Source organism: Pseudomonas sp. microsymbiont 2 (assembly GCF_054788395.1).
In genome coordinates this window covers 2825331-2845349 of record NZ_CM139112.1, presented here as the reverse complement: position 1 = coordinate 2845349, position 20019 = coordinate 2825331, and the positions used below count along the sequence as shown (strand labels likewise).

Sequence of the window (20019 nt, the reverse complement as noted above, 5' to 3'; positions counted from 1 at the left end):
GGCCTCGGCTACCGGAGATACGACCGAACGATGGAGATGGTTTCGTCAATGGAGTGTTGCTGCGAGTCGCTTCTCGCCCCTCTGTCAGGAAACTCCTCCCGTAGATGGCTTTCCAGAACGGCCGCCATCAGGCCGTTGATCGCACCGCGCACGGCTGCCAACTGCTGCAACACCGTGACGCATGCTGGATCCGCCTCGAGATCCTGCTCCAGAGCAGTGATCCGCCCGCTGATACTTCTCGCGTGGCCAAGAGCCGTCTCCTTCTCTTCGGGGCACCGAGGCATTACTGTCCTCCTATCGCCGTTGAGATGATCATACTATACCCCCCCATAGTATCAAGAGGGAAGTAAAAAATTTTCTTGCCCTGCGTTTTCACCCTTCTGGATGTCACGTGCATCCACTAACCACAGTGTGCGCGGGCATGACCCAAGGATGTAACGCATCTGGCTCGGCTGAGTACCCACTCGCGGCAAGTGATCCGCTCGTCGGCAAGCGAGACTGCTGCCGACGCGATGGCGTTGCTCAGTGTGGATCAGGCGCCCAGGGAGGTTTTACAAAATCCGTCACGGATTGACCGCGGGCACGCCTGGTCGCGACAACTGCATATTTCGGGCGGCTCGCCTATAGTGATTCACTCACGTACGCACACCGTCTCCAACCGCTACTGCTTCACCCCTCTGTCGACTGTATGGGAAGTACGCCATGGCGACTGTTACCAGAGATTCGATGGACCCAGCGCCCCCAGCTAGCGCAGCCAGTACCGCGCTGACGATCATTGCCTGCTGGAGCGAGCCCATCCATGCCCCATTTCCAAGCTTGCGCACACACACTGTGTTCCCCTCCCCTTGCCCGCATGCCGACGAGGCACACGCGTCCTGCGAGCAACGCTGTGTGCAGCGGACACTTGAGTACATTCACGAGCATCTATGGGCGACCATCTCCTTGAACGAGTTGAGCAGCATCTTTGGTGCAAGCCGCTGCCGATTCACCGCGAAGTTCAAGCAGCACACCGGCTACACGCCGCATGCCTACATCCTGCATCGCAAGATCATGCGCGCCCGGGAGGCTCTCACGCAGACCGACAAGCCAATCCTCGAAATCGCCCTCGACCTGGGTTTCAACAGCCAGCCACACTTCACCAGCGCCTTTCGCAAGGAAGTGGGCGTGCCGCCGGCACGCTGGCGCCAGGAAAACCGCTGACGCACTCAGGGTCTGGGAGTCACCCGCCCACCTGGGCCTGGTAGGCAGCGACGAACTGCGCGAAGTCGCCAAGGTCCTGTCGCTCCAGACACGCCTGCTCGGCCAATGAGTCACGGGCCAGGCGCTCGAAGGCCTGCTGACGCTCGGCCGGCAACCGCTGTGCACGCCAGTTGGCAGCGTGCAAATGGCTCTGGCGCAGGGAGAATTGCGCGAAGCTCTCACCGTGCTCGATCATGCTGGCCAGCACCTGGGCCGACGGCGTCTGCCCAGGGTCGTCGACCTTGGCTCGCTGCATGCTCAGCGCTTTGGCATGCTCCGTGCCGCCATGGACACGATCGAGCAGCGTGGCAAGTGGGCCAATGCGTTCGAGCAGCTCGCCGGCCCAGGCCTGCAACGCGACCGGCTGACCATGGCGCAGCAGCTTGAGCCCTGGGCGACGCCCCTCCTTGGCCACGGCAAGGAAATTGCTGGCACACCGGCCATATTCGGCGTCATCCAGTCGCGGGCTGTCCTCCAGTGCACAGAACAGCACGAAGGCGTCGAGCAAGCGCGCCTCGCTCAGGTCGATGCCCAGTGGCAGCAACGGGTTGATGTCCAGGCAACGCAGCTCCACGTACTGCACGCCCCGGGCGATCAGCGCCCGCAGCGGCCGCTCGCCGGCAAGAGGACTGTGCTTGGGGCGGATGCTCGCGTAATGCTCGTTTTCGATCTGCAGCACGTTGGCATTGAGCTGCCGCCACTCACCGTCGCGGCCCGAGCCCAGACGCTCATAGGATGGACTGTGAGTCTCGAGGGCCTTGCGCAGCCCATCGAGATAGCGGTCGAAATGATTGAGATCAGGGCGCAGATTGGCTTGCTCGCTGCTCTGGTAGCCCAGATCGCTCATGCGCAAGCTGGTCGCATGAGGCAGATACAGGGTGTCGACATCGAAGGTTTCGAGCCCCCTCGCGCGGCCACGCAGAAAACCTTTGTCCAAGGCCGGCGAGGCGCCGAACAAATACAGCAGCAGCCAGCTGTAGCGGTGGAAATTGCGCATCAGCGCGAAATAGGCCGCGCATTGGTAGGCGCGCCCGTCTTCCTCGGTGCCCTCTAGGTCGCGCAGCAGTGGCCACAGTGCCTTGGGCAAGGAGAAGTTGTAGTGGATGCCGGCAATGCACTGCATCGTGCGACCGTAGCGCAGCGCCAGGCCCTTGCGGTAAACGTGCTTGAACCTGCCGATGTTCGAGTCGCCGTAGACGGCGATCGGGATGTCCTCCTCGGCGGGCAACACGCAGGGCATGGACGAACTCCACAGCAACTCGTCACCAAGCTGGGTGTAGGCAAAGCGGTGGATCTCGTCGAGATGCCCGAGCATCTGGGCCGGATCGGCGAGCGCCGGAGTGATGAACTCCAACAACGACTCAGCGTAGTCGGTGGTGATCTGCGCATTGTTCAGCGCCGACCCCAGGCCTTGCGGGTGCGGGCTCAAGGCCAGCTGACCTTGGGGCGTTACCCGCAAGCACTCGCGCTCCACGCCGCGCAGGCATTGCTTGAGCAGGTCCAGGTTTTCCTCGATCAGTTGCAAGCGCTGCTGGTAACGCCCAGGGCCCGGCATGCCTTGTGCGCCGATCAATGTACATGCCCCACGTGCGAGAACGCGCTCGCCAGTGCCACGCCGCCGATGCCCAGCAGCAGGCAGGCAACCTGGAACGAGGTGTCCAGGGTGGTCCGGCGCTGGTGCAACTGCGGAACCAGGTCCGACAGGGCCACATAGATGAAGCTGCTACCGGCCAAGGTCAGCAGCATGGGCTGCCAGCTCGACAACTGATCCAGCAGGACATACCCGGCGGCGCCACCCAGCGCGGTCATGGCCCCCGCCATGGAGACTTTGCGCACTGCCGCGTTGCGTGGGGCGTTCTGGCGCAGGACAACAAGATCGCCCATATGGTGGGGAATTTCATGCACCAGCACGGAAACGGCAGCGATAAAGCCCAGGTGCGTATCGGCAATGAACGCCGAGGCGATCAACACCCCGTCGCCGAAGCAATGAATGCCATCTCCCACCAACAGTACCCACCCGGCATCACGGTGACCGTGCCCCTGATGGGTGTGCTCATGGCCGTGATGCCAAAGCTGTGCCTTGCTCAGCAAAAAGAACAGCACCAGGCCCACCAGCAGCGTCACGAACAAACCGTGGGCATCTGTCCGGCTTTCGAACGCCTCCGGCAGCAGGTGCAACAGCGCGGTGGCCAACAAGGCACCCGCCGCCAGGCTCAACAAGCCCTGCTGCAAGTAGCGGTCATTGCGACGGATCGCCTGGGCGCGCACGACCAACTGGTCAGCCACCCAGACACTGCCTATGCCTGCCAGCAAGGTGACAAGGATCACGGTGATCAAGGACATGATTTCAGTGCCTGATAAGAAGACGAGGCGTCCCCCGCTTGCCGGAGGAACGAGTACAGGTTGAGCGCAGCGGTCGCCGCGACACGAAATATACTATAGGGGTGTATAGTATTTATCAAGAAGCATGATTCGATCCAGCCTCATGACTGCGAATCGAAGGCCACCTTGCCCTCCTCTCGCATCCACCATTGCCCCTCGGCCTTCTGACAGCATTTCGGCTACAAAGGCCCATGCCTACTGCGAGCTGATGGCCCCTCAGGCCGACTGACCTTACTGGCGCTTTGTTCCAAACGTTCTCTCGGGAAAACCTCCTGGGTGGGGTATCAGGGACTATGACATCGCCTACTTCGACGATGACTTGTCTTGGGAAGCGGAAAACCGGGTCATAGCCCAAGCTCAGCAGGCGTTCTCGCACCTGGGTGTTAACGTCGAGATACGCAACCAGGCCCGCGTGCATTTGTGGTACGAAGGGAAATTCGGCGGCAGCTATCCACCGCTGAAAAAGGTCAAGGATGGTATCGACCGCTAGCTGATTCGGTCGACCTGTCTAGGCGTTGATGCTTGTACGGGTAAGCTCTACAGCACCCAAGGCCTGAACAACCTCTTGAACAACTGGCTCAGGATGAACGAGCTGAATCCGCGTCCAGACTTATTCAGGGCGAAAGCTACCAGGCGCGCTGGCCGTAGGTTCAATTGGTTGAATTGGCGTGCGCAATGGGCCGAAAGGCACTGGTAACCGCTGGCACCTATCAACCCATGGAGGCCATCCGATGTGGGCCGCTAGCGGCCCAAAGCCGCATTAGAGATAACTCAATCCACGGGAGCTACTCGTCAATGTCGGTGAATTTCAATCTGGAGCCCTTCATCCTCATGTGGTGCTCGAAAGTAGCTAGTGATCAGATCGAACTCCGCGTCAGTCGCCGCAAACTCATGCTCCCCACGGTGGTTGCGAAGATGTAACCTGTCTCGACAGGTGTCATCGTTCACCTCGATATAGTGGACGCAATGTGAAACCTCGGCTGCGTCAGCCAGGCCTCGCAGCCATTGTCGATCTTGAGGAGTATTTGCGGGAAAATCCAAAACGACAGTCACTCCAGCCCGAAGCACATCAATGACGAGCGGGCTCAGCACCTCCCGAATCTGGTGCGCAAGACGCACATAGTCGGTTAATGACTTGATCTGTTCAGGGTATAGCTGTGAGAGCCAATGATCCTCACTCAGCAGAACCGTCGATCCTTCAGCTGCCAAGCTTTTGGCTAGCGTTGACTTACCGGATGCAATCTTTCCTGAAATGAGATGCAGCACTGGTTTGGGCATAGAGACGTCTCCTTGTCGAACCCCGATGATGCTCATTGAAAAGCGCCGAAGCAATCACGTCCGCTATGGGTCGATAACAGCCCTTCGTAAAAAGCATTCCCATACGTACACCGCCCTGTCCCGTTTTCGACCACACAACCGTGGAGGTACACTGAAGTCCGGCGAGCGCCTGTTCGAAATTTGTCAGGAATCGCCATTCTCGGTCGCGCATTCCGCTGGGGTATCCAAGGGTATTTCTGGGGGTACATTTTTGATTCTGATAACCAAAAACACCGCCCCAGAGCCCTGTCCAAATCTTCTTTGGCGACCCTGAGAGTCTTTGATATTCCAGTAGTTCCGCTAGGGCCATGGCCTATCCCAGGCACCACTCCGGGACCGGCCTGCTTGACAGACTTGCGTCACAAAGCATCCATCTCAGCAATATCGCGTGCCACCTGATCCGCAGAGTGGTCGAACATCACCTGTTCCTTCGTATCCAGCGGCAACTCGATCACCCGCGTCCCCCCTACACAGGGCACTCCCATGGCGATGCCTGTTCGCCCGTACTCACCCTTGAGCATCGCGACCGTCGGCAAGATGTGGTTTCGTCCGTTGCCGATAGCCTCCACCATCTGCGCGATTGCGACACCCGGCATCACAGGCGCTGCCCAGCTTCTTCAAGCCCAGAATCTCGCCACCGCCCTGGCGTGTGCGCTCCACACCTTTCTCGATCAGCTCATTGGACAGGAAGTGAGACAGAGGTATCGACCCAGCGCATGAGCGGCACCATGCTGTCGCCATGTCCTCCCAGGACCAGCGCCGAGATATCCCAGACAGAAAAACCTGTCTGTTCGGCGATAAAACACTTCATCCGCGCCGTATCCAGCACTCCTGCCTGCCCGAACACCTTCTTGCGTTCCTGCTCACTCCGACACCAATCCTGGCAGGTCGGCACGTCAACCGGATTCGCCACCACCAACACTGTCGCCGTCGGAGCGTGGCGTTTGATGTCCTGCATGATGCCATCGAGGATGGGCAGAACGCACAAGTGGACAGGTAGACATTAGAGAATCACATCTATTCCAGACGAATAGCATAACCGGGGATTCTAATGCCCTCCCTCCAAAGGCTGGTTTCAATTAAGACAGACACCAACCAAGCTATGGATTGCGATTGTTAACCAAAGCCGAACAATGTCTTAACTGTCTAGGCATTTTACCCAAGACGCCACTGGGTGAAAATCCAATCACACCTTTTAAAAGCATCACCCCTCCAACGAGTGATGCCTACAAGGGTGACCTTTAACAGGAGACCCGAAATGAAAACCTTAATTGTACTTGCCGTTCTTGGATTCGCCAGCCAGACGTTTGCCGCACAAAGCTCAAATGAAATTAACAATACTGTCTCTGGCGAAGCACAGGCATACACGTACGCTATGAAACTGGATATCGACAGCGTGATTTCGACCTCGAGCGAGAACGCTAACTGTGGCGTCGTACCGGCCCGCATGACCTTTATGGACCATAACGGTCACGCGCACACCATCGAGTACCACAAGAGTTCCGACTCGTGCCAGGGTGAAAATGGTTGATGGGTGCTCCGAGGCGAGCCTAATGCTCGCCTCGCCCTTGTAGGATCAGTTCATCGGCAGTCAACCGTTCAGGCAGATATTTTTTCAAGTAATCAATCCAGGTTCTGACCTTGGCATCCAGAAAATGTCGAGACGGGTAGATTGCTGTGATACTTCGCTGATTAGCGCGTACATGAGGCAACAGGCAAACCAAATCACCATTCGTTATTGCCGCTGCTGCCACGTAGCTGGGAATCAAACAAATACCCATGTTCTCCTTGGCGGCCTGAGCGAGTGCGTCTGCCACATTTACAGAAAACTGCTGGCGGACCGGCAGCAACTCCCCAATATCAACTCCCTCTATCTCCCATCCCATCGGAAAGGCAGGGTCGCGCAACCCTAAACACCTGTGTCCGATTAGATCTTTAAGTGATGTTGGCGCCCCATGCTCCTCAATATAACCACGTCCGGCACACAGCACACTGTAGGTCGAGCCCAGCGTCTGCGCGATAAAGCCTGAGTCGGCCACTCGGCTATCGGCAGAGATAACCAGGTCGTAACCTTCAGCAATCATGTCCGGTGCCAGCTGAGAGAGGTTCAATTCAAAATCGACATTCGGATGTAAACCCGAGTATTGGGCGATCAAGGGGATAACATGATAATGACCGATGCCGTTAGGCGAGTGCACACGCAACTTCCCGAACGCTTGCAGATGAGCACCAGCCGCCTCGAGCTCTGCAATTTTCATTTCTTCGATAATGCTGCGACATCTCTCCAGGTAACGCTGCCCTGCCTCGGTCAGGGCCAGTTTCCTGGTGGTTCTGTTTATCAGCCGTGCCTGTAGGTGGCTTTCGAGATCGGAGATGCTTCGCGAGACATGCGGAGTCGAAAAACCCAAGGACTCAGCCGCAGCGGTGAAACTGCCATGTTCTATAACTCGAACGAAAATCTGCATCGCATGGAAGATCTCCACGGCATATTCCCTCATGTAGCATCCAGGGGGCAGGCGAAGCCCGCTCGGGCTTCACCCTCAGCCTGGCTGCGCATCAGCCCAGCCTGGTCAGAAGCTTAGCGGCTCACAGACCTGCGCAGGCGTGGCCGCCATCGACGATGACTTCCGCTCCCGTCATGCCCTTCCCCGCATCGGACGCCAGCAACAGCAGCGCACCATCCAGATCGCCGCTGACACAGAACCTGCGACTGGGAATACGTGCGCGCAAGCGTTCACCCGCGTCGCTGGCCAGGAACTGCTGATTGATCTCGGTAGCGATGTAACCCGGCGCGAGGGCGTTGACGCGCACACCGTGACGGGACAGTTCCAAGGCCATGGAGCGGGTCAGATGGCTGAGCCCGGCCTTGGCCGCGCAATACGGCCCGACCCCTCCGCCGACACGGCTGGCCAGGATCGACGTCACATTGATCAGGCTGCCGCTGCGCCCCGCCGCGATCATGCGCCTGGCACACTCCTGCGCCACGATCCAGGCGCCCTTGAGGTTGGTGTCGACGATGCCGTCCCAATCCTGGTCGTCATAGTCCAGCACCCGCTTGGTATCGCTGACCCCGGCATTGTTGACGAGCACATCCAAACCGCCGAAGTCCGCCTCCACGGCGTCGAGGCAGGCGATGACGGACTGGCGGGAAGTCACGTCCAACGCATAGGCCCTGGCCTCATGCCCTTCGAACGCCAGGTCGCTGACCAGGTCATCCAGGCGCTCCACCCGCCGAGCCGCAACCGCGACGCGCGCGCCCGCCGCGGCAAGGGTCTTGGCAAAGTGCAGCCCCAGCCCGCTCGAAGCCCCCGTCACCAGCACGCGCTTGCCGGTCAGGTCGAAAAGCCGTGTGATGAAATCAGTCACAGCGCACCCCCTTCGACCCGCGACAGGATCTTGCGTGCCAGGCTCATGCGATGAACCTCGTTAGGGCCGTCGTAGATCCTGAAACCTCGGGCGTCACGGAAGATTCGGTCGACGATCGCCTCGCTGGTGACGCCTTGCCCGCCAAGCACCTGCACGCTGCGGTCGATGACGCGCCAGATCCCTTCCGAGCTGATGACCTTGGCCATGCTCGACTCGAAATTGCCACGTTCGCCCTGGTCCAGCACCCAGGCGCAATGCCAGATCGCCAGGCGCGTGGTGTGCAGGTCCATCTCGTTGTCGGCGAGCATGAAACCGACCCCTTGATGCTCACCCAGGCGCTTGCCGAAGGATTCGCGTTTGCCGGCATAGCTGCAGGCCACCTCGTGCGCGCGACGCGCCTGCCCCAGCCAGCGCATGCAATGCGTCAGGCGGGCCGGCGCCAGGCGCACCTGGGCATAACGGAAGCCCTTGCCGACCTCGCCGAGCACATGGCTCGCGGGAACGCGAAGGTTCTCGAAACGCAGCACGCAATGACCGCCCGTGAAGCAGGTGTCCAGCGAGTCCATCATGCGCTCGAGGATGAACCCCGGCGCGTCGGTATCAGTCAGGAACATGGTGGCGTTACCGTCTTCGGTGCGCGCCATGATGATCGCGAAGCTCGCGCCTTCGGCGCCGGTGATCAACCACTTGCGGCCGTTGATCAGGTAATCGTCGCCATCGCGTACCGCAGTGGTCATCAGCATCGAGGGGTCCGAACCCGCGCCCGGAGAGGGTTCGGTCATGGCGAAGCAGGAACGGATCAGCCCTTGCACCAGCGGGCGCAACCAGCGGTCCTTCTGCGCCTCGGTGGCGACCACTTCCATCAGGTGGATGTTGCCTTCGTCCGGGGCGTGGATGTTCATTGCCGTCGGCCCCAACGGGGAGTAGGCCGCTTCTTCGAAGATGATGGCCTTGGCGATATGGGTCAGGCCCAGTCCGCCCATTTGCGTCGACGCATGCGGTGTCAGCAGGCCGTGAGCGCGCGCCTTGGCCACCAGTTCATCACGCAGCTCGGCGGTGGGGCCGTGGGACGTCTGGCGAGGGTCGCCCTCCAGCGGGACGATCTCATTGGCGATGAATTCGCGGACACGCGCCTGGAGCGCAAGCAGATCAGCAGAGAGTGCAAAGTTCATGTCGAATACCTTGGCAAGTGGCGAGTCAGGCACGCAGCCCGCTCGGTTGAATGGCGCGGTACAGACTCTCCAGAACGGTGTCGTGAAGGCCTGCCTTGTGCGGGTCGTAGGGGGTGAAGTTGAGGGCGCGCAGGCTGGCGCCGTAGCGTTGCCTGCCGTGGCTGTCGACATCGAGGACGTTCAGGCAGGCGTAGTCCTGCTCGAACGCGGCGATGCCTGGCAGGCCTATGCCAGCGGCCCAGGCAAGAAGCACGCGGTTGACGGCATCGTGGCTGACGACCAGCGCGCACTGCCACGAATCATCCTCGAGCAACTCGAGGAAGGTACCCAGCACACGCTGGCTGAAGTCGGACCAACGTTCGCCGCCCAGGAAGCTCGCCCCAGGCTCGGCCGCGCCGGAATAGGCGCCGATGACCGCTTCACGCAGGCCGGGCGCTGGAATTTCGCGCAGGCGCCCGGCGCGAATCTCCCGCAGCTCCGTGCGCGTTTCGATCGGCGCCGCGCGGTCGCCTAGCAGCAGGCTCAACGTCTCTTGCGCCCGAGGGTAGTCGGAAACCAGCACCCGGTCGAAGTGCGTCCCTTGCAGCACTGCGCCGAGCGCGGTGGCTTGCTCCACGCCCTTGGGCGAGAGGCTCACGCTACGCGGATCCAGCGGCCGCCCCTGAGCGTCGAAGTACTCGACGTGCCCATGCCGAACCAGGTAGCAACGCCGCCGGCGTGCCGGGGCTTCGTGGTCAATGGCCATCGCGCAGTACCTTCGGGTTGCTGATGGCCAACCGCGCCTGGGTGATCCGCTGCAAGGCGTCCAGCATCTGCAACTGCGCATTGTCCGCTTCATCGAAAACACCTTTGCGGATGAAGCTGGCCAACAGGCTGCGCGCATGCGCAGGCGTTATCTCGGCCAGGCCATGGCGGGCCATGATCTGCGCCAGCGCGTTCGCCTCGATGCTGGCCAACGCCGGCCCCTGCTCGAGTTCTCGTTCGACGATGGCCATGGCCCGGGCGATCATCCTGCATTCGTAAAGGCGCGCCCCCTTGAGTTCGGGGACCACCTCGTCGATCAGCACGGACCTGGCGGTGCTCAGCAGGTCGATGGTGGCGAGGGTATTGGTGTTCATGGACGCGCTCCGCTAAGCCGAAGAATTTCATGTTCGAGTTCCGCGACCAGATAGCCGGTGAGGGCCAGCTCCAGGGACGGTTGCTGGCCACTGGCATGGCGCTGCGCCTGTTGCAGCGCGACCACCGCCCAGCGCAGATGCGCCAGCAGCTGCCAGAAACGCAGGTCCTCTGCGCCGATGCGGTACCCGCCTACCGCCGCGTAGCCATCCAGGAATGCGCTCAGCTCGCCGATGCCGCCGGCCTCCCGCTCGGGCCTGGCGAAACGCCAACAACGGGCGGTGAACCAGCCGATGTCTTCGCGGGGGTCACCCCAGCCCGCGAACTCCCAGTCGAGGATGCCGCTGAGCCGGCCTTCGTCGACCATGTAATTGCCGGTCCGATAGTCGCGGTGCAACAGTCGTGGCGATTCGCACGCAGGTTTGTGCAGCTCGCACCAGCGCAGCCCCCATTCGATCACCGGGTGCTTCTCGGGCAGTGCGTCCAGATACTCCCGATATTGATCGATGCTCGCCTGTACCGGGTCTTTGGCTGGTGGCGGCAGGAATGCCAGGCCGGCATGGTCTGGCGTGATGCGATGAAGTTGCGCAAGATTCCTCCCCAGCGCGCGACACAGCTCGGCGCGCGAGGGGTCCAAGGCGGGGTCAGTGGTCAGGCGATGCCCGTTGGCGACACCTTCGAGCTTGCGCATGATGAAAAAGTCGCGGCCAATCACCGACGGATCGCGACACAGCCAGAGTGGCTCTGGCACCGCCACCCCGGCACCGTGCACGGCCGACAGGACGGCGAACTCCTGGGGCCTGCTCATGCTCACCGCCACGGAAGATGCCGCATCGGTGCGCAGGACCCAGCTGTCGCTGGACAGCCGTTCACCATCGCGCAACGTGCCGCTCAGTAGCCAATTCTCCTGAATCGCGCCGCCGGAAAGCCTTTGGCAATGGTTCAGCGCTACTTCGTCCATGCCTAGCTGGTGCCGCAGATACTCGCCGAGGGCGGGTAGCGCATCGGGAATACTGATCCGCTCGAAGCTGGATCCTGTGGGGTGAGTGCTGTACATCGCGTCTTCAAACTCGCTCGGAAGGGTACGTATTCCCCTCAGCAAGAGCCGCGCCAGCTTTTTAAAAACTCTATTTAGTCGTTATTTATCAATTAGTTGATGCTGAAATTGAGGATCTACCGTGGCTATCGGCACCAACCGCCATTGCAGATCTGAAACAACGGTTTCACTATGGAAAAAAAACGGAAGCCGGCCATGCATAACGAAGACTACCTGCCCAGAGTGGTTGCGCTGATCACTCACCTGCGCCTGCCAGACGGCCTCAGCCGGATGGCCCGGATCGTCGAACAGGTGATTCCGGATTACTACGGCCGCGCCCGCATAGAGATCGTCGAAACCACTGTAAGCAAGTTGCTCGACGCCGGTCACGCCCTGGAGGCCAGGGAGGATGTCGATGTGATCATCTGCTCGGGCGCGACCTCCGAATACCTGAGGCGGCATATTTCGACCGCGATCCTGTCGATTCGCATGGGCGAATACGACCTCATCCGTGCGCTCGACCTTGCCCGGGCGCGGACCACCAAGGTCGGCATCGTCAGCTTCCAGCAGGTGCACCCCGAGCTTCAGGCCATGTCGTCGTTGTTCACCGTCGATATCCGCCAGGTCACCTACAGCAGCTACGAGGGCGCTCGCCAACAGGTCCACCGCTTGGTCGATGACGGTTATCGCGTGGTGGTGGGCTCGTCCACCGCGGTGGAAATCGCCGAGGCGGCTGGCGCCCAGGGGATTCTGGCACTCAATGCCGACACCGTGCGGCGCGCGCTGGAGGACGCCCTGGCGATTTGCCGAAGCCGCCAGCAAAGCCTGGTGCAGCAGCAACGCCTCAATGCGGTGTTGCGCAATCTGTCCGATGGCGTGATCGCCGTGGATGCCGAAGGCACCGTTCAATCGCTGAACCCACGCATGGCGACCCTGCTGGATATCTCCGGCGATTGGGCGCGTGGACGGCCGCTCAATGAAGTCGTACCCGGCCTCGACTTCGGCAATGTCCATTTCAGCGATGACGCAGAGGAAAGCCGTATCCTCAAGATAGGTGGCCGAACACTAGTAGTTAACGTCACACCCATCATCGAAAACGGACGTCCCGATGGCCTGGTGATCACCTGCCAGGAGACGAACGCGATTCAGCGAGCGGAACGACGCATTCGCAGCCAGGTCAAGCCACGGCAGTTCACCGCCCGCTATCGCTTCGAACAGATGCTGGGCGAGGCCCCTGGTTTTCGCGTCATGCTGGACCTCGCCCAACGCTATGCCAACGCCGACGCCACCGTGCTCGTGCATGGTGAGAGTGGCACAGGCAAGGAACTGCTGGCGCAAAGCATGCACAACGCCAGCCCCCGCCAGGCCGGGCCTTTCGTCGCCATCAACTGCGCCGCCTTTCCCGAGTCCTTGCTGGAAAGCGAACTCTTCGGCCATGAAGAAGGCGCCTTCACCGGGTCGCGCAAGGGCGGCAAGGCCGGCCTGATCGAAAACGCCCACACCGGCACGCTGTTCCTCGATGAAATCGGCGACATGCCGGTGACGCTGCAGACTCGGCTATTGCGGGTTTTGCAGGAGCGGGAAGTATTGCGCCTGGGGGCAGCCGAACCCACCCCCGTCGACATTCGCGTCATTGCCGCCACCCATCGCGATCTGCGTGCACGGGTGCGCGAAGGCGAGTTCCGCGAGGACCTCTACTACCGGCTGAACATCTTGCGCCTGGCCATCCCGCCTCTGCGCGAACGCCCAGAAGATATACCGATGCTCGCCCAGTCGCTGCTGGCCAGGCTATCGCCGCGTACGCCAACCAACGCGGCCTCCCATGCCCTGCTCGATCGGCTCATGCCTTACCTTCAGCGTCACAGCTGGCCTGGCAACATTCGCGAGCTGGAGAACATCGTCGAGCGAGCGGTGTTATCGGCCAATGTACTCCAGGGCAGCAACGCCACCCTGGCACTGCAAACGCTGTTCGCCGAGCTGTTCGAAGCATCCCCTGCCCCGTCGCCCGAAGCGCTCGCGCCGCACCCGGCCCAGGACTTGCGCAGCCTCAGTCGCGCGCAGGAAAGCGCCCGGGTCAGCGAAATGGTGGCCCTGTGCGCGGGTGACATGGACGAGGCAGCCAGGCGCCTGGGCATCAGCCGCACCACACTGTGGAGACGCTTGCGTTCGACGACCGCTGGCTAGCCGCAACCTCGTTTCAACTCTGAATTCAATTTCAGCAATGAAATGCAAAGCGACCTGCGCGCTCCACCTCCAGTACTGGATCGCGGCCATGTTTTATTTGCATCTATCTGATTAAAAAGGACTTTAACACTTACTCCAGCAGCGCGCCGTCAGTTGGCACATCGCTTGCTCCTCCTGCTCCAGGGCCGCCACGCCCCTACGTGCGCAGCTCTGCTCACTACAAAAACAAGGCAGGAGGTGCCTGTGCTAGGCCTGATGATGAACTTCGACCTGGGTATCACCGCGATCATGCGGCAGGCGCTCATGGTTGCTGCCAATCGCGAAATCGTCTCGCTGCTCCCCAGTGGCCAGGTGCATCGCTACACCTACGCCGATGCGTTCGCTCGCGCAGGTCGCCTGGCCAACGTGCTGGATGCGCTGGACTGCCCCCCGGATGCGCGGGTCGGCACTCTGGCCTGGAACGACCACCGGCATTTCGAGCTGCATTATGCGATCCCCTGCTCAGGGCGGGTCTGCCACACCATCAACCCCAAGCTGTTCGCCGAGCAGGTCAGCTACATCATTCGCCATGCCGAAGACGACCTGCTGTTCGTCGACCCGCAGTTCGTGCCGTTGCTCGAAAGCATCCAGCATGAAATCGGCAGCGTGCGTCGCTATATCGTGCTGTGCGCGCAGGACGCACTGCCCGCCAGTTCGTTGCCCAACCTGCTCAGCTACGAAGCGCTGCTGCAGTCGTGCAAGGCAAGCTACGACTGGCCCGAGCTCGACGAGCAGCGCAGCAGTGGGCTGTGCTACACCTCCGGGACCACCGGCAACCCCAAGGGCGTGCTGACCAGCCATCGCAGTACCGTGTTGCATGGCATGGCACAGAACATGGCCGACAATGTCGGGCTGCGGGCACTCGATGTGGTCATGCCCATGGTGCCGATGTTCCACGTCAATGCCTGGGGCATGCCCTACAACGCGGCGATGGTCGGGGCCAAGCTGGTGCTGCCGGGCCCTTGGGTCGGCGATGCGGGCACCATGGTGCAGTTGATCAATGACGAACACGTCAGCTTCTCTCTGGCGGTGCCCACGCTCTGGGCCAACATTACCCAGCATCTGGACAACCACGGCGGGGCCATCCCCTCCTTGCAGCGCGCCGTCAGTGGCGGTGCCGCCTGCCCGCTTTCACTGATCGACGCCATGCACCGCCATGGCGTGGCACTGGAAAACGGCTGGGGGATGACCGAGCTCAGCCCGATGGGCAGCTACAACCGACACCAACCCTGGTATGACGTGTTGCCCGACGAGGCCCGCGCCAGGCAACTACTCAAGTCAGGCAGGGCCTTGTTCGGCATCGAGATGCGCATCGTCGACGAAGCCCTGCACCCCCTGCCCCACGACGGCCAGGCCTCCGGCTCGCTGCAGGTCCGCGGCCCCTGGGTGCGCAGCGGCTACTTCGGAGAAGCGCCCTGCGAAGGCTGGTTCGATACCGGCGACGTGGCCACCATCGACCCGCACGGCTACATGCTGATCACCGATCGGATCAAGGACGTCATCAAGTCCGGCGGTGAATGGATCAGCTCGGTGGAAATCGAGAACGCCGTCATGGCGCACCCGCACGTTGCCGAGGCGGCTGTGATCGCGGTCCCCCATGCGCGCTGGAGCGAGCGCCCGTTGCTGGTCATCGTCCCCAGGCACGCCGAAACCGCCCCCACTCACGCGCAGCTCATGGCGTTCCTGGACGGCAAGATTCCGAAATGGTGGATGCCGGACGCCTGCGAGTACCTGGACGAGCTCCCCCATACCGCGACCGGCAAGGTCAGCAAGAAGATGCTGCGCGAGCGCTTCGCCAACCCCCTGCAGCGCTGACAGAAGCACCTCTGGCACATGGTCCCGCTGACGCATTGCCCAACGCATCAGCGGGCCGATCCCACAACAAGAACAAGCGGAGCCAGCATGAACATCACGCCCCCCAGCACTACCCAACACGCCCAACGCATCCTGGCCGACCCCAGGTTCATGGTGCTTGTCCAGACTCGCTCGAAACTGACATGGCGCCTGAGCCTGGTGGTGCTTTGCGCCTACTTCGCCTTCATGGGCGTCGCCGCCTGTTGGCCTACCCTACTGCATGCTCGACTGCACCAAGGCAGCCACCTCAGCGTGGGCATCGCGGTGTCGACGCTGCTCATCCTGAGTGGATGGCTGCTGACCGGCTGGTACGTTCACCGCGCGAACACGCATTTCGACAGCCTCAGTGCCAGCATCGTCGAGGAGAGCCAGGTATGAAACGTCTCAGCGCCCTGCTCTGCCTGGCCTGCCTGCAACCTGCCGTTGCAGCTCCGGCCGGCGCTGCACCACCGAGCAGCCTCAACCTGCCGGCCATCGGCATGTTCTTGCTGTTCGTCTGCATCACCTTGCTGATCACCGCGTGGGCCGCCCGGCGAACCCGCTCCGCCAGCGATTTCTATACAGGCGGTGGAGGCATCGGCGGGCTGCAGAATGGCCTGGCGATCGCCGGCGACTACATGTCGGCTTCCACCTTGCTCGGCCTGTCCAGCATGGTCTTCGCCAAAGGCTATGACGGCCTCATCTACGTGACCGGGTTCTTCGTCGGCTGGCCAATACTCACCTTCCTCATGGCCGAGCGCATGCGCAACCTGGGGCGCTACACCTTTGCCGACATCGTCTCCTTCCGGCTCGACCAAAGACGTGTGCGGGTACTGGCCGCCTGCGGTTCGCTGACGGTGGTGTGCTGCTACCTGCTGTTGCAGATGGTGGGTGCCGGCCAGTTGATCAAACTGCTCTTCGGCCTGAACTACAGCGTCGCGGTGGTCGTGGTCGGCTTGCTGATGCTGGTGTACGTGATTTTCGGTGGCATGCTCGCCACCACCTGGGTGCAGATCACCAAGGCAATCTTATTGCTATTGGGCGGCACGGCACTGATGCTGCTGGCCCTGGAACCCTTCGACTTCAGCCTTGAACGCCTGGCGCAACGCGCGATTGAAACCCATGCGGCCGGTTGGGCGATCATGGGCCCCGGCAGCATGCTGGCCAACCCGGTGAATGTCGCGTCCATGGCCCTGGGCCTGGTGTTCGGCCTGGCGGGCCTGCCACACATCCTGATGCGCTTCTTCACCGTGCCCAACGCTCGCGAAGCACGAAAGTCGGTGTTCTATGCCTCGGGATTCATCGGCTACTTCTTCCTGGTGGTGGCCGTACTGGGTTTCGCCGCGATCGTCGTCGTCGGCACCGACCCGAGCTATTTCGTCGATGGCAAACTGGGCGGAGCATTGCTCGGCGGCAACAACATGGTTGCCATGCACCTGGCCAAGGCCGTTGGCGGCGACCTGTTCCTCGGTTTCCTGTCCGCCGTGGCATTCGCCACCATCCTGGCCGTCGTCGCAGGACTCACGCTGGCCGGCGCCTCCGCCATCTCCCATGACCTCTACGCCATGATCATCAAGCGCGGCGCTGCCAGCGAGGCCCAGGAAATGCGCGTGTCCCGGGCTGCCGTGGCCGTGCTGAGCGTACTGGCCATGGCCCTGGGCATGTTGTTCGAACAGGTCAACATCGCCTTTCTGGTCGGCCTCACATTCGGCATCGCGGCCTCCGCCAACTTCCCGGTGCTGTTCATGGCCATGTACTGGCAAGACCTGACCACCCGAGGCGCCATCTGCGGCGGCCTGACCGGGCTGGTTTCGGCGCTGGGCCTGGTGATCCTGTCCCCTACGGTCTGGGTCACCGTGCTGGAGCACGAACGGGCGCTCTTCCCCTATGACCACCCCGCGCTGTTCTCGATGCCATTGACGTTCCTGGTCATCGTCGTGGTCTCCAAGCTCGACCGCAGCGCCAGAGCTGTGAAAGACCGAGACGGGTTCCACCATCAGCTGGTCCAGGCGCAGACCGGCCTGGGGACCGCGGGCGCCCACGATCACTGACATGCGGCCGTGTACGCACGCGCGCTGCCTTTCAACAACATCTGTTTCCAAGAGGTAAAGTCCATGCCCGACTACAAGGCGCCCTTGCGCGACATGCGCTTCCTGCTCAACGACGTGTTCGATGCGCCAACCCTCTGGCAGGCGCTGCCAGCCCTGGCTGAACGCATTGACAGCACGGTCGCTGACGCGATTCTCGAGGAGGCGGCAAAACTCACTGCGGGCCTGCTCGCCCCACTCAATCGCCTCGGCGACGAGCAGGGTGCGCAGTGGGAAAACGGCGTGGTGAGGACCCCTGAGGGTTTTCGTGAAGCCTATGCCACGTACGCCGAAGGCGGCTGGGTGGGGCTGGCCGGCAACCCCGAACACGGTGGCATGGGCATGCCCAAAATGCTCTCGGTGCAATTCGAGGAAATGGTCTACGCGGCCAATGCCAGCTTTGCCCTATATTCGACGCTGTCCGCAGGCGCCTGCCTGGCCATCGACGCTCACGCCAGCGAAACACTCAAGGCCAAGTACCTCCCGGCAATGTACGAAGGGCGCTGGGCCGGCTCCATGTGCCTGACCGAGCCCCATGCAGGTAGCGACCTGGGGCAGATCCGCACCAAGGCAACGGCCAACCCCGACGGCAGCTACGCCATTACCGGCACCAAGATATTCATCACCGGCGGCGAACAGGATCTCACCGAGAACATCATCCATCTGGTGTTGGCCAAGCTGCCCGGCGCCCCCGCCGGGTCACGCGGCATTTCACTGTTCCTGGTGCCCAAGGTGCTGGTCGACCACGCGGGGCAACTCGGTGCGCGCAATGCCGTGGCCTGCGGCTCCATCGAACACAAGATGGGTATCAAGGCCTCGGCCACTTGCGTGATGAATTTCGACGGTGCCACGGGCTGGCTGGTAGGCGAAGCCGACAAGGGCCTGGCCGCCATGTTCACCATGATGAACTACGAACGCCTGTCCATCGGAGTGCAGGGCATCGGCTGCGCCGCGCAGTCCTATCAGGCCGCCGTCGACTATGCGCGCGAGCGTCAACAAGGGCGAGCCCCGCAAGGCGCGCAAACGAAGGGCGCCGCCGCCGACGCCATCATTGTCCACCCTGACGTGCGTCGCATGTTGCTGACCATGAAGGCCTTGACCGAAGGTGGTCGTGCCTTCGCGACCTATCTCGGGCAGTACCTGGACATCGCCAAGTACGCTGCCGACGCACAGCAGCGCGCCCGTGCCGAAGCCTTGGTGGCGCTGCTCACGCCCGTCGCCAAGGCATTCTTCACCGATACCGGGCTGGAATCCTGCCTGCATGGCCAGCAAGTATTCGGCGGCCATGGCTACATTCGCGAGTGGGGTCAGGAACAGCTGGTTCGTGATGTGCGCATCGCGCAGATCTATGAAGGCACCAACGGTATCCAGGCGCTGGATCTGATCAGCCGCAAAGTGCTGGCCAACGGCGGTGAGATGTTGTCGTTGTTCGCAGAAGAAGTCCGCGCCTTCGTGGCGGCAGCCCCGCAGGAAACCTTCAGCCGTCGTCTGCTGGAGGCACTGGGGCAACTGGAGGCCCTGTCCTATCATCTGATCGACATCGCCAGGACCAACCCTTACGAACCAGGCGCCGCGGCCGTCGACTATCTGCATGTCTTCGGTTACACCGCCTACGCCTACATGTGGGCACGCATGGCACGGGCCGCCACCGGAAAGGAAGACAGTTTCCATCAAGCTAAACTGGCCACCGCCCACTTCTACTTCGACCGCCTGTTACCGCGCATCGAGTCCTTGATAAGTGCTGCTCGCGTGGGAAGTGCCTGCCTTTACGTGCTGGACGCCGAACAGTTCTGAGAGATCGGCGCTGCAGCGCAGCGCCGCCGGGGTCTGGCCTGGAAGGCCGACCCCGACTGGCCAGGGCCGCGAAAATCCAACGCCATCATCCAACTCAGCACACTCGACGATACTGGGTGACTTGCGCCGGCCCCTGCAGCCATCCGGAAACCTGGACCAACGCAGCCTCGAGGTGTTCGGATTGCCAATGCAGCGCTTCGGCCTCTTCGTCTTGCCAGACTTCGAAGGATGTCAGCTGCAAGGGATTTTCCAGCGACTGATAGTAGCCATAGTCCAGACAACCCGGCTCTTGCAGGGTAGCTTCGCTCAAAGTGGTCAACACCTCGAGCACAGATTCGAGCCCTTGGGCTTTGACCAGGAAGCTGGCGGTGACATACAACGTGGACATCGGCGGGTTCTCTGCGTGGAAATACATTGTGTGCCGTAGCCGGGATCAACACGCAGCCAAGCCCCG

19 protein-coding genes and 1 pseudogene are annotated in these 20019 nt (G+C 61.6%); 8 read left to right on the top strand and 12 right to left on the bottom strand.

Annotated elements, in window-relative coordinates; genetic code table 11:
• Positions 1–8 precede the first annotated feature (8 nt).
• Positions 9–284, bottom strand: a complete 276-nt coding sequence (locus ACYUME_RS12870; RefSeq protein WP_460419205.1) for a metal-sensing transcriptional repressor — start codon at positions 282–284, stop codon at positions 9–11.
• A 658-nt stretch (positions 285–942) separates the two neighbouring features.
• Here ACYUME_RS12870 and ACYUME_RS12865 point away from each other — a divergent pair.
• Positions 943–1200, top strand: a complete 258-nt coding sequence (locus ACYUME_RS12865) for a helix-turn-helix domain-containing protein (protein ID WP_460419204.1) — start codon at positions 943–945, stop codon at positions 1198–1200.
• Positions 1201–1219: 19 nt separating this feature from the next.
• On the opposite strand, the gene gshA is transcribed toward ACYUME_RS12865, so the two are convergent.
• Entirely contained in the window at positions 1220–2794 is a 1575-nt protein-coding gene (gshA, locus tag ACYUME_RS12860) for a glutamate--cysteine ligase (RefSeq protein ID WP_460419356.1), read from the bottom strand.
• Positions 2795–2808: 14 nt separating this feature from the next.
• The gene (locus tag ACYUME_RS12855; RefSeq protein ID WP_460419203.1) at positions 2809–3582 is read right to left on the bottom strand and encodes a ZIP family metal transporter; all 774 of its coding nucleotides are present in this window, start codon (positions 3580–3582) and stop codon (positions 2809–2811) included.
• 322 nt (positions 3583–3904) lie between these two features.
• Between ACYUME_RS12855 and ACYUME_RS12850 the strand changes: the two genes are divergently transcribed.
• A complete protein-coding gene (locus tag ACYUME_RS12850) occupies positions 3905–4111 on the top strand; it encodes a nucleotidyltransferase family protein (RefSeq protein ID WP_460419354.1) in 207 nt (68 codons plus the stop codon).
• Between the two features lie 302 nt (positions 4112–4413).
• Here the strand turns inward: ACYUME_RS12850 and ACYUME_RS12845 are convergent, their stop codons facing one another.
• Both ACYUME_RS12845 and ACYUME_RS12840 read right to left on the bottom strand, forming a co-directional pair.
• On the bottom strand, positions 4414–4899 hold the full coding sequence (locus tag ACYUME_RS12845) for an AAA family ATPase (protein ID WP_460419201.1): 486 nt from the start codon (positions 4897–4899) through the stop codon (positions 4414–4416).
• A gap of 398 nt (positions 4900–5297) precedes the next feature.
• Positions 5298–5917 (bottom strand): annotated as a pseudogene (locus ACYUME_RS12840) (malate dehydrogenase); the annotation flags it as partial.
• A gap of 279 nt (positions 5918–6196) precedes the next feature.
• On the opposite strand from ACYUME_RS12840, the gene ACYUME_RS12835 reads away from it, so the two are divergent.
• On the top strand, positions 6197–6469 hold the full coding sequence (locus ACYUME_RS12835; RefSeq protein WP_460419200.1) for a DUF2790 domain-containing protein: 273 nt from the start codon (positions 6197–6199) through the stop codon (positions 6467–6469).
• Between the two features lie 19 nt (positions 6470–6488).
• Here the strand turns inward: ACYUME_RS12835 and ACYUME_RS12830 are convergent, their stop codons facing one another.
• From ACYUME_RS12830 to ACYUME_RS12805, 6 genes are all read right to left on the bottom strand, one after another.
• Entirely contained in the window at positions 6489–7436 is a 948-nt protein-coding gene (locus tag ACYUME_RS12830) for a LysR family transcriptional regulator (RefSeq protein WP_279880037.1), read from the bottom strand.
• An 88-nt stretch (positions 7437–7524) separates the two neighbouring features.
• Positions 7525–8304, bottom strand: coding sequence for an SDR family NAD(P)-dependent oxidoreductase (locus ACYUME_RS12825; RefSeq protein WP_460419198.1), 780 nt, complete (start codon positions 8302–8304; stop codon positions 7525–7527).
• Positions 8301–9476, bottom strand: a complete 1176-nt coding sequence (locus tag ACYUME_RS12820) for an acyl-CoA dehydrogenase family protein (RefSeq protein WP_279880041.1) — start codon at positions 9474–9476, stop codon at positions 8301–8303. Before ACYUME_RS12820 ends, ACYUME_RS12825 begins: the two co-directional genes overlap by 4 nt.
• Before the next feature lie 25 nt (positions 9477–9501).
• Positions 9502–10221, bottom strand: coding sequence for a histidine phosphatase family protein (locus ACYUME_RS12815; protein ID WP_460419196.1), 720 nt, complete (start codon positions 10219–10221; stop codon positions 9502–9504).
• Positions 10211–10594 carry a DUF6285 domain-containing protein gene (locus tag ACYUME_RS12810; protein WP_460419195.1) on the bottom strand — a complete coding sequence of 128 codons (384 nt, stop codon included), beginning with the start codon at positions 10592–10594 and terminating at the stop codon, positions 10211–10213. The genes ACYUME_RS12815 and ACYUME_RS12810 overlap by 11 nt, the downstream gene beginning before the upstream one ends.
• Positions 10591–11649: a phosphotransferase family protein gene (locus ACYUME_RS12805; RefSeq protein WP_460419194.1), complete on the bottom strand. Its 1059-nt coding sequence runs from the start codon at positions 11647–11649 to the stop codon at positions 10591–10593. The genes ACYUME_RS12810 and ACYUME_RS12805 overlap by 4 nt, the downstream gene beginning before the upstream one ends.
• Before the next feature lie 195 nt (positions 11650–11844).
• Between ACYUME_RS12805 and prpR the strand changes: the two genes are divergently transcribed.
• The 5 genes from prpR (at position 11845) to ACYUME_RS12780 (ending at position 19565) form a co-directional block, all read left to right on the top strand.
• A complete protein-coding gene (gene prpR, locus ACYUME_RS12800; protein WP_460419192.1) occupies positions 11845–13812 on the top strand; it encodes a propionate catabolism operon regulatory protein PrpR in 1968 nt (655 codons plus the stop codon).
• A gap of 243 nt (positions 13813–14055) precedes the next feature.
• Positions 14056–15666, top strand: a complete 1611-nt coding sequence (locus tag ACYUME_RS12795; protein ID WP_460419191.1) for a long-chain fatty acid--CoA ligase — start codon at positions 14056–14058, stop codon at positions 15664–15666.
• An 87-nt stretch (positions 15667–15753) separates the two neighbouring features.
• On the top strand, positions 15754–16083 hold the full coding sequence (locus tag ACYUME_RS12790; protein WP_460419190.1) for a DUF485 domain-containing protein: 330 nt from the start codon (positions 15754–15756) through the stop codon (positions 16081–16083).
• The gene (locus ACYUME_RS12785; protein WP_460419189.1) at positions 16080–17735 is read left to right on the top strand and encodes a cation/acetate symporter; all 1656 of its coding nucleotides are present in this window, start codon (positions 16080–16082) and stop codon (positions 17733–17735) included. Before ACYUME_RS12790 ends, ACYUME_RS12785 begins: the two co-directional genes overlap by 4 nt.
• A gap of 63 nt (positions 17736–17798) precedes the next feature.
• On the top strand, positions 17799–19565 hold the full coding sequence (locus ACYUME_RS12780) for an acyl-CoA dehydrogenase C-terminal domain-containing protein (RefSeq protein WP_460419188.1): 1767 nt from the start codon (positions 17799–17801) through the stop codon (positions 19563–19565).
• Positions 19566–19659: 94 nt separating this feature from the next.
• Here the strand turns inward: ACYUME_RS12780 and ACYUME_RS12775 are convergent, their stop codons facing one another.
• Positions 19660–19953 (bottom strand): putative quinol monooxygenase, encoded by a 294-nt coding sequence (locus ACYUME_RS12775; RefSeq protein WP_460419186.1) that lies wholly within the window; start codon positions 19951–19953, stop codon positions 19660–19662.
• Positions 19954–20019: the final 66 nt, after the last annotated feature.

Excerpts from the sequence above, each read along its gene's own strand:
- ACYUME_RS12870 (WP_460419205.1), bottom strand. The coding sequence starts at position 284 with ATGCCTCGGTGCCCCGAAGAGAAGGAGACGGCTCTTGGCCACGCGAGA.
- gshA (WP_460419356.1), bottom strand. The coding sequence starts at position 2,794 with ATGCCGGGCCCTGGGCGTTACCAGCAGCGCTTGCAACTGATCGAGGAA.
- ACYUME_RS12855 (WP_460419203.1), bottom strand. The coding sequence starts at position 3,582 with ATGTCCTTGATCACCGTGATCCTTGTCACCTTGCTGGCAGGCATAGGC.
- ACYUME_RS12845 (WP_460419201.1), bottom strand. The coding sequence starts at position 4,899 with ATGCCCAAACCAGTGCTGCATCTCATTTCAGGAAAGATTGCATCCGGT.
- ACYUME_RS12835 (WP_460419200.1), top strand. The coding sequence starts at position 6,197 with ATGAAAACCTTAATTGTACTTGCCGTTCTTGGATTCGCCAGCCAGACG.
- ACYUME_RS12830 (WP_279880037.1), bottom strand. The coding sequence starts at position 7,436 with ATGAGGGAATATGCCGTGGAGATCTTCCATGCGATGCAGATTTTCGTT.
- ACYUME_RS12820 (WP_279880041.1), bottom strand. The coding sequence starts at position 9,476 with ATGAACTTTGCACTCTCTGCTGATCTGCTTGCGCTCCAGGCGCGTGTC.
- ACYUME_RS12815 (WP_460419196.1), bottom strand. The coding sequence starts at position 10,221 with ATGGCCATTGACCACGAAGCCCCGGCACGCCGGCGGCGTTGCTACCTG.
- ACYUME_RS12810 (WP_460419195.1), bottom strand. The coding sequence starts at position 10,594 with ATGAACACCAATACCCTCGCCACCATCGACCTGCTGAGCACCGCCAGG.
- ACYUME_RS12805 (WP_460419194.1), bottom strand. The coding sequence starts at position 11,649 with ATGTACAGCACTCACCCCACAGGATCCAGCTTCGAGCGGATCAGTATT.
- prpR (WP_460419192.1), top strand. The coding sequence starts at position 11,845 with ATGCATAACGAAGACTACCTGCCCAGAGTGGTTGCGCTGATCACTCAC.
- ACYUME_RS12790 (WP_460419190.1), top strand. The coding sequence starts at position 15,754 with ATGAACATCACGCCCCCCAGCACTACCCAACACGCCCAACGCATCCTG.
- ACYUME_RS12785 (WP_460419189.1), top strand. The coding sequence starts at position 16,080 with ATGAAACGTCTCAGCGCCCTGCTCTGCCTGGCCTGCCTGCAACCTGCC.
- ACYUME_RS12780 (WP_460419188.1), top strand. The coding sequence starts at position 17,799 with ATGCCCGACTACAAGGCGCCCTTGCGCGACATGCGCTTCCTGCTCAAC.
- ACYUME_RS12775 (WP_460419186.1), bottom strand. The coding sequence starts at position 19,953 with ATGTCCACGTTGTATGTCACCGCCAGCTTCCTGGTCAAAGCCCAAGGG.